This window comes from Paenibacillus sp. XP01, from assembly GCF_057364885.1.
Genome location: NZ_CP139481.1, coordinates 2,995,677 through 3,008,623, shown reverse-complemented (window position 1 = coordinate 3,008,623; position 12,947 = coordinate 2,995,677). Strand labels below are relative to the sequence as shown.

General features: G+C 49.2%; 11 protein-coding genes. 1 reads left to right on the top strand and 10 read right to left on the bottom strand.

Features of this window, described 5'->3' with window-relative positions:
- Position 1: 1 nt before the first annotated feature.
- Both SNR34_RS13855 and SNR34_RS13850 read right to left on the bottom strand, forming a co-directional pair.
- Positions 2-979 (bottom strand): GerAB/ArcD/ProY family transporter, encoded by a 978-nt coding sequence (locus tag SNR34_RS13855; RefSeq protein ID WP_486182164.1) that lies wholly within the window; start codon positions 977-979, stop codon positions 2-4.
- 129 nt (positions 980-1,108) lie between these two features.
- Positions 1,109-2,209, bottom strand: coding sequence for a GerAB/ArcD/ProY family transporter (locus tag SNR34_RS13850; protein ID WP_486182163.1), 1,101 nt, complete (start codon positions 2,207-2,209; stop codon positions 1,109-1,111).
- Between the two features lie 185 nt (positions 2,210-2,394).
- Here SNR34_RS13850 and SNR34_RS13845 point away from each other — a divergent pair, with 185 nt between their 5' ends.
- Positions 2,395-3,678 (top strand): stalk domain-containing protein, encoded by a 1,284-nt coding sequence (locus tag SNR34_RS13845; protein WP_486182162.1) that lies wholly within the window; start codon positions 2,395-2,397, stop codon positions 3,676-3,678.
- A gap of 162 nt (positions 3,679-3,840) precedes the next feature.
- Here SNR34_RS13845 and SNR34_RS13840 read toward each other — a convergent pair whose 3' ends face one another.
- The 8 genes from SNR34_RS13840 to SNR34_RS13805 all read right to left on the bottom strand — a co-directional run bounded on the left by SNR34_RS13840 (position 3,841) and on the right by SNR34_RS13805 (position 12,905).
- Complete coding sequence (locus SNR34_RS13840) at positions 3,841-3,978, bottom strand: paeninodin family lasso peptide (RefSeq protein WP_236416965.1); 138 nt, start codon at positions 3,976-3,978, stop codon at positions 3,841-3,843.
- Positions 3,979-4,655: 677 nt separating this feature from the next.
- Positions 4,656-5,318 carry a hypothetical protein gene (locus SNR34_RS13835; RefSeq protein WP_486182161.1) on the bottom strand — a complete coding sequence of 221 codons (663 nt, stop codon included), beginning with the start codon at positions 5,316-5,318 and terminating at the stop codon, positions 4,656-4,658.
- 271 nt (positions 5,319-5,589) lie between these two features.
- Positions 5,590-6,021 (bottom strand): MarR family winged helix-turn-helix transcriptional regulator, encoded by a 432-nt coding sequence (locus SNR34_RS13830; RefSeq protein ID WP_236416962.1) that lies wholly within the window; start codon positions 6,019-6,021, stop codon positions 5,590-5,592.
- A gap of 235 nt (positions 6,022-6,256) precedes the next feature.
- Positions 6,257-7,141, bottom strand: a complete 885-nt coding sequence (locus SNR34_RS13825) for a carbohydrate ABC transporter permease (protein WP_236416961.1) — start codon at positions 7,139-7,141, stop codon at positions 6,257-6,259.
- Between the two features lie 22 nt (positions 7,142-7,163).
- Positions 7,164-8,054, bottom strand: coding sequence for an ABC transporter permease (locus SNR34_RS13820; RefSeq protein WP_236416960.1), 891 nt, complete (start codon positions 8,052-8,054; stop codon positions 7,164-7,166).
- Positions 8,055-8,151: 97 nt separating this feature from the next.
- On the bottom strand, positions 8,152-9,834 hold the full coding sequence (locus SNR34_RS13815) for an extracellular solute-binding protein (RefSeq protein ID WP_486182455.1): 1,683 nt from the start codon (positions 9,832-9,834) through the stop codon (positions 8,152-8,154).
- A 174-nt stretch (positions 9,835-10,008) separates the two neighbouring features.
- Entirely contained in the window at positions 10,009-11,148 is a 1,140-nt protein-coding gene (locus SNR34_RS13810; RefSeq protein ID WP_343260787.1) for a response regulator transcription factor, read from the bottom strand.
- Positions 11,145-12,905 carry a sensor histidine kinase gene (locus SNR34_RS13805; protein WP_486182160.1) on the bottom strand — a complete coding sequence of 587 codons (1,761 nt, stop codon included), beginning with the start codon at positions 12,903-12,905 and terminating at the stop codon, positions 11,145-11,147. Before SNR34_RS13805 ends, SNR34_RS13810 begins: the two co-directional genes overlap by 4 nt.
- Positions 12,906-12,947 lie beyond the last annotated feature (42 nt).

The window sequence follows — 12,947 nt, the reverse complement described above, 5'->3', positions numbered from 1 at the left end:
TTCAGGAATCATCGCAACAAGATAAACGAAGGGGAACAACGTATAGATGATGCCCTGCACATGTTTGATTCGAAATACCGACCACGCTCACTCCGATCGAAGCAGCATAATGCGAAATCGCAAACGTTGCATAAATTTGCATGATCCAAATGATGAGCAAAAAGGACTCGAAGTGCTCAAAAACAAGTCCCTCAATTTCAAAACTGCGGATCAGATCCAGTGTGGGCCAGGTCCGGTTCCACATGCCGTCAAGGGAAAGACTGCCGATAACCATCACTACGGTGATCAGATAAAACGCCGCCGTTATTCCGGTGCTCCACAAAACGGCCTTGCGTCCTTCGTTCGGCTTTTTCATGTTTGCTGCCAAAATGAACAACACCTCAAATCCGATAAAAGACAGCAAGCCGGGCTTGACTCCCTTCACGACAGGCAAAATGCCCTCTCCAAGCAATGGTCTTAAATAATTCAGATGGAACAGCTGAATGCTGAGCAGGACCTCTAGCACGAACAGCACCAGCGTAATCGGCAGAATAATCCCCAGCACACGTACGATGACCTTTAACCCCCCCAACAGCATGTACATCCCGATCCACATAAAGATCATGATAATGGCCCATAGCGGCGTCCCCTCGAGCAAATACATGCCCGTCACCTCTGCCATGATTCTTATCTCATAAGCAGCCCTTACGAGAAAATATACGATCATGCAGAACCCGATCGGGATCGCGATCCATTTGCCCGTAATCTCCGGCATGAATTCGAACAGTGTTTTCCCCGGATATTTCCTGCACAGTCCAACCATAATGTACCCCATGCCCACAACGATGGTTCCTGACACTATGATGGAAATCCAAACATCCGGAGTTCCGCCGGCCAGGGCCGTTGAACGGGGAACCATAAAAATGGCCGCGCCGAGCATGGCATTGATCAAAACCACAATCGTATCCGTTGTGCTGATTTGCGATGGGGATGGATTCACTTCCTTCACCTCCGGCGATGTTTTTTCAATTCAATGTTGCTTATGATCCAATGAGGCTGCATTCGATTTCTTGGTTGTAATCGCTCTTTCTCGAACCGGGTCAACATTTTTTCTGCATTGCGAGAGTTTCTATAACCTGCCTGCCGCCCCTTTTCTCGCAAAGCTGAGGATCAGGAGCATCAAGGGCATCAATCCGAACAAAAATATGGATATATCACCCAGTTTGTCTCCCAAAGACAAGGTTTCATCCAAATTCCGTGGCAAATAGGATAGCACGTACAGAACCGGAAGCAGCGCATACTGTATAACCTGCACGTTTTTGAGCCGAAATAATTCCCGCAATCCGATCGACGCAAAATAGTGCTTAAAAACATATGTGGCAAAAATTTGCGTCAACCAAAAAACGAGGAAAAAGGACTCGAAACGTTCGAAAAAAAATCCTCTGATTTCAAAGCTTCTAACCATGTCTAATGTCGGCCACGTTCTTGTGTGAACCCCCTCCAAAGACAAATTGCCAATGACCATCACAATCGTAACCAGATATATGAGAGTCGTCACCAGTACGCTATAAATGACCGCTCGGCTTCCTGCTTTGGCGTTGGCCATAAAAGCCGTTGTTATTAATACTACCTCGTAACCCGAATAGGACAGAAATGAAGGTTTGATGCCTTTCAACACAGGCATGAACCCTTCGCCCAGCACCGGCCGCAGGTTGTTGAGATCAAATAACCGCCCGCTCAAAAGGAATACCAGCAGAAACAGCGCCAGCGTGATCGGCAGCATGATTTCGAAAACCCGTATCATCACCTTCAGTCCGCCATTCATCATATATATTCCGATCCACATGATTACCATGATGGAAACCCAGCTTGGGGTGCCTTTTAGCAGGTACATGCTTGTAATTTCCGCCATAACCCTGATTTCAAACGAACACAACACAACAAAATAGGAAACGATTAACATCCCCAAGACATATGCTCCCCATTGCCCCGTAAGTTGCGGAAGGAATTCAAACACCGTTTTTCCAGGAAACCGCCGGCACAATGCCACCATCATTAGGCCGATCGCTGTAACTAACAGCCCTGACATCAGCACGGAGATCCATACATCCGGGGTCCCTACCGCCTTGCTGATGGTACGGGGAAGCGTCAAAATGCCCGCACCGAGCACACTGTTTAAAACGACGATAACGGCCTCGGATGTGTTCAATTTGGTGCCTGCTTCACGCATAAATAGGTATCACTCCACTCAGGAGATTTTGACCACAGTATCTCCAACACCCACCATTTTATGTAAGCGAATCTTCTTTACCTACCCTTTGAAAATTGGAACTCTATGAAAATTTTGCTATACTATACCATGCTAGATTCGTAGTTATAATACGATCTTCGTACATGCATTGGAGGTAATCAGTTATGTTCGCACATCGTGTCGGAAGAAACGCCCTTGCTGCGATTGTTGCATTATCCCTGTTCGGGGCTGCTCCGGGTGTCAGCCATGTACAGGCAGTTCCCGGCATTTCGGTCTTGCTTGATGACGTTGGCCTGCAATTCGATGCCGCTCCCCGGATCGAGAAAGGCGTTACGTATGTTCCGTTCCGCACGGTGGGCCAAGCTTTAGGCATCGAAATTGCCTGGAACGGCAAAACCCAAACCGTTCAGGCTGCAGGCAGCGTAAAAGGTGAAACCGTTGAAGTTCTGCTTCACGTTGGCAGTACGACAGCCACGGTGAACGGTAAACAGGTTAAACTGGCAGCTGCTCCAATCCAGAGAGAAGGACGCGTGCTGATTCCGCTTAGTTCATTCAGCGCCCAATTCGGCGTTGGCGTAAGTTGGAACCAATCGACACGTACCGTTTCTCTCGTATCTCCGCAAAAGGAAATGCACCTTAGAGCTTTCTATGCCGTGCAGTCCTTCCAGGAAAGGGATTTGGTATCCTCCATGAATTCGGTCGCCTACGGCTGGAGCCGCATCGACCGTGATGGCCAATTCACGCTGGAGGGCGATGAATACCGCATGCCTGCCGCTGCCGGAGAAGTAACGCCGCAGTCCCTTGTTCAAGATGCAGCCAATCAGGGGGTTCGCCCGTATCTGATGGTTTATGCGTTGGATGGCAGCGGGGAGTTAACCCGGATGCTGAGCGATAGCAGCATGCGTCAAAAATCGATCGATGGAATTGCTGCTGCCGTCAAGGAGAACGGATTTGGAGGAATCGTGCTGGATTTCGAAGGCCTCGGCTTCAAACTGGATGCCGTTGAACAGCAAAAGTTGTTTAACCAATACGTCAAAGAGTTGAAGAATGCCGTCGCTTCCGACATCTCCCTGTCGATCGCCGTGCCTCCCTTGAACGGGGCTTACAAAGGCTACGACTACAAAACGCTCGCTTCGGTTGCCGACGATCTGATCATCATGGCGTATCAGTATAATCCCGTCGGCACCAAAGCGCAGGTACCCGAGCCGAACTCCCTTGTGGAGCAAGCGATCAAACTTGCGCTGGAAGCTGGCGTACCTAAACAGAAGCTGCTGCTAGGCATCAGTCTGGGCAGCGAGAAACCTGATTCCGTCGATGACAAGCTGGGGCTTGCCAAGCGATACGACCTAAAAGGGGCAGCATTCTGGCGACTCGGCTTGTTCCGCGCGTATAACAGCGGAATGGAAAGTGCCGTCCATGCATCGGCCATCAAAGAAACGGAATCATAATTTGCAGTGGAACCAACCAATCTGCTCCCTATGGAGAGGTTGGTTCTTTTTTTCGCCAACCAATGAAAAAAAGTCGCCCATGGGCGACCTTGAGAGAGAGATTATGTTCATAAGTACAGCTCAGCACGGAATACCTGAACCCATATGGCTTGTGGAAAAGGATTAGGACAGTGGATCATAAATGTCCGCATCATGTTCCGTAACCCAGTCGATTTGTCTGTAACCTGCACCAGCCAACGTTTGAGCAACGTCCAGTACTTCCAATACGGGAGCTTGCCACATTTCTTTTTTCGCTTCCATCTTAGCCACCTCCTTCTTTGAAAGATTCAATGCTCATGATGCAACCTTGGCAATACATTATGTATCGCAAAGATATTATAAGATACATTTCGTATCCAGTAAACATTTAATTCCATTTTCCACCCCCGGCAATCTACTCATTTCTACATGCCAGGGACAATAGCACTTAACAATCCAAGGAGATCCCCATATATTGCACTATCAACAAGTTAGGGGGGATTCACAGTGAAGAAAAAATATTATTCTCATCATCATCACCATCACGGCCATAAGCCGAAATGCTTTGTCAAAAAAATCACCAAAACCGTCGTTACTAAAGTCAAATTTGTTCCGATCGCAAAGAAAAAGCACTCTCACGTGAAGATTGAAATCGTTCCTTGTAAAAAAAGAAGATACTACTAATTTCATCTAGCTTGGTATGCAGGATGCCCCATTTTGTGGGGCATCCTGTATACGATTTTGAAGAACTACACCTTAACGGATGTACATAAAGCCCTGCCATGATTCCACTGGAAATGCCTGTTACGACCGTCTGATAGTCTACCAATGTGCCAAAAATAGTTATGGAGCTATTCATAAGGCCAAACAAAGGCGGCGGCATGGTTCTTATCCCCTTCCGAAGGATAAGGGCTTTTTTGTTCGCACTAAAAAAGTCGCATGTTCTGCGACTTCATTCTTTAACCGTTCAATGTTCTTTGCGGCTGAAAAGGCTGCGAATGCCGCATTCTGAATTGTTCAAACACGCATTGAATGTCAGCCTCGCTCAGGCCATGTCTTTTGAAGTAATACATGATCGTTTCCAAATCGGTAGGATCGCCCGCATGGATTCTCTCCACTTTGTTCATAAAAGCTTGTACGGTTTGCGACTGTATACTGCCCATCGGTTCGCACAACCAAAAGTCAACGCGCTTTACTTCTCCGGTGGCCGTCCAGCGCAGCTGCTCATACTGGATCACTTCCCAATCATGATACCCGGCCTGAATTTGCTCATACTCCGTCTGCAGCATATCGTACAGCAAATGCTGCGGCACACTCCCATGCACACTGTAATAATCTTTTAAATTAAGACCATGCACGCGCTCCGTGAGCACGAACTTGCCTGGGGCATAAGCATACATTTTAGGGACATGGCGAAGATTCTGCATGGATAACATAACATCACATTCCATCTCTCCGTCTAACTTCCCTCGAGCGGTATATACTTTCAGACTGTAATTTTCCAATTCGTACAGCGCTGAGCGGTCCCCCATCAATGAGGCCTGTATGTTCAAGTGACCGTTGCTTTCGTAATGTTCCAGCAATTGCACGATGTTGGCCGAAAGCGGATTTACAACCTTCATAAGAACTCACCTCGAATCTGTTCCAAATATAAAACGTTTTCTTAAATAGCTCAAGTTTTTATTTTAAGGGGTACAACCCGGATGAACATATCCAATTTCACCCGAACATGAACGATCTGCTCGAAATTTGTGCATTCCATTTCAAACTACAATTTGATCTTACCGGCTGGAACGCGTTTCATGTCAATGGTGATTTTGGAGTGTGTTTAAACAAAGAGCCATTCTCCCCCGGGACCCGGAAAGGAGATTGGCTCTTTGTCGTGACGTTCGCTTACAGTTTTTGAATCAGCGACTGGATCTGCTGTTTGAGATCTCCTTGTTGCAGAGAGGTTTCCAGCATCTCGTTAAACGTAACAAGCGCTTTGCGGAATTTCTCTTGCCCCAGACCGGTAATGCACGTGTAGATCCCTCTGCGGTCATCCTCGCAAATATGCCGGTTCAAGGCACCGCAGTTCTCAGCTTCCATCCGGCCGACAAGCCGGGATATGGCACTCTGGCTCAAGCCAACCAGGTCCTGCAGCTGCTGCAGCCTTAATTTTTTCTCATCGGTCTGCATCAAAAAATAAAGCACGAAAAATTCTTTTAATGACAAACCGTATTCAGCTTCTAACACACGCTCCAGCTCATCATTGATGTTCGTTTGAATATTCGTAAGGGAAATCCACGTATTTAAAAGTTCGTTCGAGTTATTCGCTGCGTTCATTCAATCACCTGATCTATTCAGTAATATAAAACGAAACCCATTCGCCCATCCTGCATCCATTATGCGAATAACTAATTTTATCAAGCTTCCTCCATTTGGTCAAAATGTAAGCCAAAAAAGCCTTCATGAACAAGGAACGGATCGGTCCATCTTCATGAAGGCTTTTTCGATTTGCATAAAATGCACCGACCAGGGGCCCATGTTCATATCCGCCCGAATTCATATGAATGAAGCGCTACTCCTTTACTGACCCAAGCGTAATGCCATGGATGAAAAAACGCTGCAGGAACGGATACACAATAAGCACGGGAAGCATGGCAATGAATATTTTTGCGGCATTCAGCGTTTGATTGGATAACTCGTTCATCCGCTTGTATTGGTCTTCCGTCATGTTGGACGCGTCGATGACGACGACGAATTGCTGGATTAACGTTTGCAGCGGATAATGATCCTGTCCGGAAGTCAGCACCAGCCCGTGAAAGAACTCGTTCCAATGATACACGATGGTGAACAACGTGACTGTAGCCAGTACCGGCACGGCCAGCGGCACATAAATGGTGATCAACATGCGCCACGGTCCGGCCCCGTCCACAAGTGCAGCCTCGTCCAGTTCCTTGGGCAGATTCCGGAAATAGTTCACGATCAGAATAACGTTAAAGACCGGCACTCCCCCGCCTAGAACAAGCGCCCAAATGGTATCATACAGCCCAATCGCTTTCACGGTCATGTACCAGGGAATCAAGCCGCCGTTGAACAGCAGCGTGAACACGAGAATCCACATGAATACGTTGCGCATCCGGAATTCGCGCGGGCTCCTGGAGAGCGGATAAGCCATCATCGTTGTTACAACAAACGTGATGGCTGCCCCAAGCACCACCCGCTGAATGGAAATCCAGAAGGAATTGAAAAAGGAACGGTCTCCGATAATTTGCTGGTATGAATTGAAATTGAAACCAACGGGCCACAGCCATACTTTCCCGGCAGCAGCCGCCGATTTCTCGCTTAAAGATACCGCCAGCGTGTACCAGAGGGGCAATATACACAGGAATGCGATCAACAGCAGCACGACCAGCAGCGTGACATCGAACACCCGGGATCGCAGCGTCGTTTCTCTTATCATCTCGCTCGACTCCTTCTCCTTATCAGAATATGCGGTAATTGGCGAACTTCGAAGCCAGCAGATACGAGACGATGATGAGCACAAAGCTGACTACCGATTTTAGCAGGCCAACCGCGGTTGCGAGTCCGTACTGCATGTTCAGCAACCCTTCGCGGTATACCCATGTATCGATAATATCGCCCGTCGAGTACAGCAGCGGATTGTACAGATTGAAAATTTGATCAAAACCTGCATTCAGCACGTTTCCCAAACTTAACACCGCCAAGAGTACAATCGTCGTGCGCAATCCAGGCAAAGTCACATGCCAGATTCTGCGCATCCGGCTGGCTCCGTCCATCGAAGCTGCTTCGTACAAGGCTGGACTGATGCCGGTCAGCGCGGCCAGGTAGATGATCGTGTTGAAACCGAATTCCTTCCATACGTCACTACCCACGACAATAAACGGGAATAAGTCTGCTCGGGCAAAGAATAACACCGGTTCAAATCCAAGGATGCTCAGCAGTCCGTTGACAGGACCCGTGTACGAAAACACGTCGAGCAATATGCCGGACAGAATGACCCAGGACAAAAAGTGAGGAAGATACACGATCGTTTGCACCCAGCGTTTGACCACCAAAAGACGCAGTTCATTGAGCATGATCGCAAAAATCAACGGCACGATCAGATTGCCGGCAATTTTCATGACGGCTATATACACCGTATTGAAGAAAATGGTCTTGGTATCGTTCAGGCTGAACATATATTCGAAGTTCTCCAGCCCGATCCAGGTCGATTTCCAGATGCCTTGACCCGGGTTGAAGTCCTGAAAAGCAATGGCAATCCCGAACATCGGTATGATGCTGATGAACAGCAGCCACACCATTCCGGGCAGCAACATGACGTAATAATGTTTGATGAAACTTCGGTTCCGCATCCGGTGTTCCTCCTCCGCAATCTCCATCACGTTCTACTCAAGAAGAAGCGCCGGATGAACCCGGCGCCCTGGACAGCTGCCCCCTTAAAATGACGTACTACTTCACGTACTCTTTGACTTCCTCGGTGATTTTGTCCCCTCCCTGCTTCTTCCAGTCGCTGACGAACGTATCGAACGTATCGAGAGGGGCCGCTCCCATAATGATCTTCAGGAAAGTTTCGTCCTCCAGCTTCTTCAGGTTGGACCAGCGGCTCTCCATCGTGCGGGTCTGGGAATACAGAAGGCTATATACCTTGTTGTAGTCCTGCTGCAAGGACGATGATCCGACCAACAGGGAATAGATGCGGCTCCATACGCCAAGGTCTGCTTGAGGGTCCCAATACTGGATGTCCATATTGTCATACGGCTCTTTCTTCACCTTTTTGACATTCTGGATATCTGCCGCAAGCAGTTTGTAACCCGGATCGGTAAAGTCTTCGGGTTTCTTCGTACCGGCGAGTACCTCTTGCAACGCTTTCGCCGAATATTCGCTCTCATCCATGTAAGACATCGGAACACGCAGCGGGTAGTGCCCCACTGGCACGGAGATATCGAATGTCGACTCGTCGCGAATGAGCAGGTTCAGCATTTTGATGACAGCTTCGGGATGCTCGTATCCTTTGCGAACGACGACGAATACGGTAGAAGGAGCGCCCATGTGGGCGTTGAATTGCCCGTCGGCATCCAGCGGCAACAAGTAGGCCTGCCAGTTGGCATTCGGATCGTTTTTGATGGCATCGGGCAGAGGTCCATACCCCATCCACCACGGCGCGAAAAAGATACCCGCATTACCGTTAACCACAGGCTCGGACGCGCTTTTGCGAATGCCGAGTTCCTTGTCGATTAACCCGTCAGCGTACATATCGCGCAGTTTGGCGAGCGCTTCCTTCGTTTCCGGCAAAATGGAACCATAGACCGGGTTGCCCGCATCGTCTTTTAACCAGTAACCGGGATACGCCTTGTAGGCCCCGAAAATCGGATCAAGTCCATACGTGTTGTTCGTCGACTCCAGGAAATTGGCGTATAACCGCCCGCCGTTCTGCTGTCCGGCAACTCCGATCGTATCATGCTTACCGTTGCCGTCCGGATCCTGTTCCACGAATGCTTTCGCGACCAGCTCCAGTTCCTCCATCGTTTTGGGCGGCTCAAGCCCCAGCTTGTCGAGCCAGTCCTTGCGGATCCACATTTGGTGAACGCCGTCGGAGTGTACTTGTATACTAGGAATGGCATACATTTTTCCGTCAAATGTGACCGCCTCGGCCGATACGCCGTTCGTTTTTTCCATATAACTCTTCATGGCCGGCGAAGCGAATCGATTAAATGCATCTGTCAGGTCTTCCAGCTGCCCCGCCTTCACCATCGCCCGCAGCTGAGTATCCTTGACCACGAGCGCGTCGGGCAAATCGTTGCTTGAAATCGCCAGGTTCACTTTCTGCTCGTAGTTCGTGCCGGTGGCCGCCTGCCAGGTGACCTTCGTATCAATGTTCAGGTTATCCTTCACATAACGCGAATACTGGTTATTCTCCGGGGTATCCCCGGCAGGCAAGCTTTTGTCCGTTGGATCGACCTCTTTGCCAAACGTCAGAGTAATCGTCTGATCATACTTGCCGAACGGATCTGCCGGCCCTTCTTCCGTAACGCCTGGCGTGGTACTGTTCCCCGCCGCTTCGTTCTCCTGGCTGCCCGCGCTGCTGCAGGCGCTCGTGAATGCGAGCAGCAGCATCATCGCCACCATGACCATTTTTTTGCCCAAATGGATGCTCCCCCTTTATTGGAATGTCATTCGCGTCCAGCACCAACAATATAACACGAGCCTGAAACATCGATAGATAGAGAACCGAACGAGAAACAGGAGGTGAAACGTCCGATTTTGTTAACGCTTACAATTCATTCATCCCACCCAAGCTCCATCCGTCTACCCTCGTCTTGGCGCATTCCGGTATTCGCTCGGCAGCATGCCCACCTGCTCACGGAAGATCCGGCTGAAGTACTTCTCGTCGGCATAACCCGTATGCTCCGCAATCCAGACAATCGGTTTGGCGGTTTGAGTCAAGTAATCCCGTGCTTTATCGATCCGGATTTTGCGCAGATATTCATTAAAAGAATAACCGACCATTTCCTTGAAGCATTGATTGAAATAACTGCGGCTGAGATTAACACGCTTCGAGACATCGCTGGCGAACAAAGGCTTGTGTAACTCGTCATGTACGATTTTGACGGCAGTCAAGATGCTGCTGCTTACCTCTTTGCGGAGATACTGGCCCCCCGATAAACCAAGTGCTGCTGCGCGAAATTCCGCCATCCATTCCACCACGTCTTGCCAGGAGGCAAAATGAACGGGCGTGATCATTTCTGTTTGTACAATGGTTTTGAATATGCGGTTCCAGTCTACCGTGACGCCGTAAAGCAACTGCATCAACCGGGGCACGGGCAATTGCATAAGCCTCAATTCTTGCAGCATTTCATTCATATATCGCTCATCATGAACCCAGCGAAACGAGTGCAGCTTGTCCTTTATGCCTCCATCCTCCGCCTCAACCAAAGTTGCTCCGGTATGCTCCCGTTCGCCATTCGATTCGTTCAGTGATTGTGCACCGCCTCTTTCAAGCTCTCCGTAAAACAGTGCATCCTTACCGGATTCCGATGCAATATCGTCGTTGGAGCGTTTACGCCTGTCAGCCTGAATACGGTCATGAATGCGTCCAAGCACTTCTTCGAACCGTTCCTTCTCCAACTGCACTTTGGCAATGTAATCAATGGCGCCCAGACGCAGCGCTTCCTGAATGTATTCGAAATCCTGATGCAGCGTCAGAACCGCAATTGGCAAATCCGGGTATTGCTTGCGCGCGGCACGGATTAACTCGATCCCTGACATGACGGGCATGGCCAGATCGGTAATCAACAAATCCACGCGGTTCTCCGATAAAAATTCAAGTGCCTTCTCCCCGTTCCCTGCTTCGCCAATCACCTTCATTTCAAAAGCATCCCAAGGCATCGCGAGCATGAGCCCTTTGCGCACCAATTGATCGTCATCGACGATCAGCACGTTGATCATGATGGTTCCTCCCCTTTGCATTGAATCGGCAGCCCAATGACGATCCGGGTTCCCTTCCCCGGCTCACTGGTGACGATCAGGCTGGCATGGCCTTCATAATAAGACTCCAGCATACGTTTGACATAATTCATGCCGATGCCCATGCCAACCCGATGTCGTTCGGCCTGCTCCTGTTCCAGCAGTACTTTGATCTTTTCTTCGGAGATGCCTCTGCCGTTGTCCCTAATCGAGATTTCAAGCCAGCCGTTGTGCCTGTTTACTTCCACTTCGATCCTTCCCTTGTCATCCAGCCCATGGTACAGCGAATTTTCAACGAGCGGCTGCAAAATGAACCTCGGTACCGATACGTTAAGCAGTTCGTCATCGATGTGTATGCAAACATCAAATTGAAAATTATAGCGAATCTGCTGCAAGATCAAATACTGCCTGAGCGAATCGATCTCCTCCCGGATGGTAGAGCTCTGGCCGCCTTTGCGCAAATTGTAATAGAGAAGCTTGTTCAGCGAAGTGACGAGTCGGTCAATCTCCTCTTGACCATTCATGACAGCCAGCCAATGGGCAGTATCCAGCGTATTCATCAGGAAATGCGGATTGATCTGGTACAGCAGCTTCTCGATTTCCAGATCCGCCCTGCGCTTCTCTTTGAGTTCGACCTCGGAATACAATCTTGCAATGTGGGACTTCATCCGCCCGAACTGTGTCAGCAGCATTTCAAATTCCGGTATGCGCGAGTTGGCGTCCACCACGTTGAAGTTGCTGTTCAGCATCTGCTTCATCTCCCGGTGGAATTGGGACAATGGCCGATATACCATTTTCCACAACAACCAGCCGATGGCCAAGCTGACTGCTGCAAACAGCACGGTTAACAGGACCATCTGCATCACCCAGCGGTTTTTCTCCTGGTCGTAATCCGCTTTGGAGATAAGGGAAACCACGCTCCATCCCTGGTTGCTGAATTGCCTGTACCAATAATAGCCCGAAGTGATCCCTGAAGCTGCCGCTGTAAGCGAAGGATTGTCCGAAGCCGGAAACGCCGCGTTTTCGGGAAATACATCCCTTAACTCGCTGTACGAGACACGTCCATGATTATCCAAAATAAGATGAGCTGTGTTTTTGCTGACATCATCCAGGTCAAGAATGCTTTGCGTCAGGTTAAACCCGCTTTCAATGTATACATAGGCATCGCCCCGTTCGGGCAAATCCACCTTTCGCAGCGCGGAAAGAACATATTGATCGTTAAATCGGTCATTGCTGATATGAGGCCCAAAATACGTGATTCCGTAATATTCGGCCATAATTGGCAGCTGATCCGGATCAAATGAATCCTTTACCCCCATCGTTTCAAAGAGAACGTTCCCGTCTTCGCGAAAATAGTACATGCATAACCCGATATTGGGATTGGTGAACGCAATCAGGTTCAGCTGGTATTTGATCTGGTCGGTTAAATAACTGCGGTCATAGGGTTGATCTGCAATCATAAGCTGCTCCAGCTGTTTGCCGATGCTTCCTTCGAAGGCGAGCTGCTGGGAAACATGGTTCAGGTTGCTGAGCGTGTTTTCCAAAGAAAGGGTCACCTGTTTCAGATTGCTCTGGATGCCGGATTGCAATTTGGTCGTGAGAATGGAATTGATCGTATTGTAGGATAGGTAGCAGGATAAGAGGAAGGGGATGAGGGCCACGGCGGCAAAAAGCAGAAGAATCCGATTTTTTAGCGTAATTCGTTCGATACGGGACTTTTGTACATGTTCTCTATCCATGCATTCAACTCCGCTTCCGCGTTTCAACATGCAGGGCATGAC